The sequence below is a fragment of the Paenibacillus sp. BJ-4 genome (genome assembly GCF_020404765.1).
Lineage (GTDB): Bacteria > Bacillota > Bacilli > Paenibacillales > Paenibacillaceae > Paenibacillus.
The window spans coordinates 1-1,097 of sequence record NZ_JAIVEM010000024.1; the positions used below are offsets into that span (position 1 = coordinate 1).

The 1,097-nt window shown below is 44.1% G+C and carries 1 pseudogene; it reads left to right on the plus strand.

Going from position 1 to position 1,097, the window contains the following annotated elements:
* Nucleotides 1-27 precede the first annotated feature (27 nt).
* A pseudogene (locus LCF57_RS04995) lies at nucleotides 28-1,067 on the plus strand (IS630 family transposase).
* Nucleotides 1,068-1,097: the final 30 nt, after the last annotated feature.

Genomic DNA, 1,097 nt, shown 5'->3' on the forward strand with positions numbered 1-1,097 from the left:
ATGACTTTAGACAGGCAGGGGAATTCAATGGAACATTCAACATCATTCCAAGAGATCCAAATCGCGATGAAGCAAGCCAAAAAACGTCGAATGTACGAACGATACCAGACGCTGTATTTGTATCTGCAAGGAACAGAAATAGAGCAAATAGCTCATACCATCAACCGAAGTGCAAAAACCGTAAAAAGTTACATTCAAGCCTATGAAACAGGAGGGCTTTCAGGTCTGCAAATGAATCATTCGCCAGGCGCCCCGGTTCGATTAACCGAAGAACAACAAGAAAAGCTGAAACAGACCATCGTCAACTCCGTCCGCATGATGTAGGCTTTACAGCGCGGCACAATTGGACACTGGAGATCATGGCAGCCTTTATCCAACGGGAATTTGGAGTGACGTATTCGCTTCGTGGCATCTCCAAAATGATGCACCGTCAGGGGCTAAGCTACACCAAGCCAACCTGTACCTTGGCAGCGGCGGACGAAGAAAAGCAACGAATTTTTTCGGAAGTCACGTTTCCAAATTTAAAAAAAGATACATGACGGGAAAAATCGACCATGTATTATTTGAAGACGAATCCATGATTCGCGATTACCAAGCCATTCAAAAAACGTGGTTTCTTCGTGGCAAGCAGCGTATCATTCAAACGACAGGTAAACATCGCGGCGTCAAACTGCTGGCAATCGTCGACTATGGGACAGGCAAGATCGTATGGCAGGAAGATGAGCAGTATACAGCAGAAACCTTTTTGTGCTTTTTGAAAAAAGTCGTAGCCGAATATCCAACAGGCAAAATCGTGATGGTGTTGGATAATGCACGAATCCACCATTACGAAATTACTGGAACCGTTCCTAACCGAGATGAAGGACCGACTTGAACTGGTTTTTCTGCCTCCCTATAGCCCACAACTCAATGCAGTCGAAGGGTTGTGGAAATGGCTTAAATCGGATGTGATTAACAACGTTTTCTACCACACGGTCACCGAAATTCGAACCAACGTACAACAATTCATGGAAGAGATTATGAAATTTCCTTTGACGATCATTGACCGTCTCTGTGTCAGGTTCTAGTCAGTTGTTTCTTTAGTTCAACTTATATAG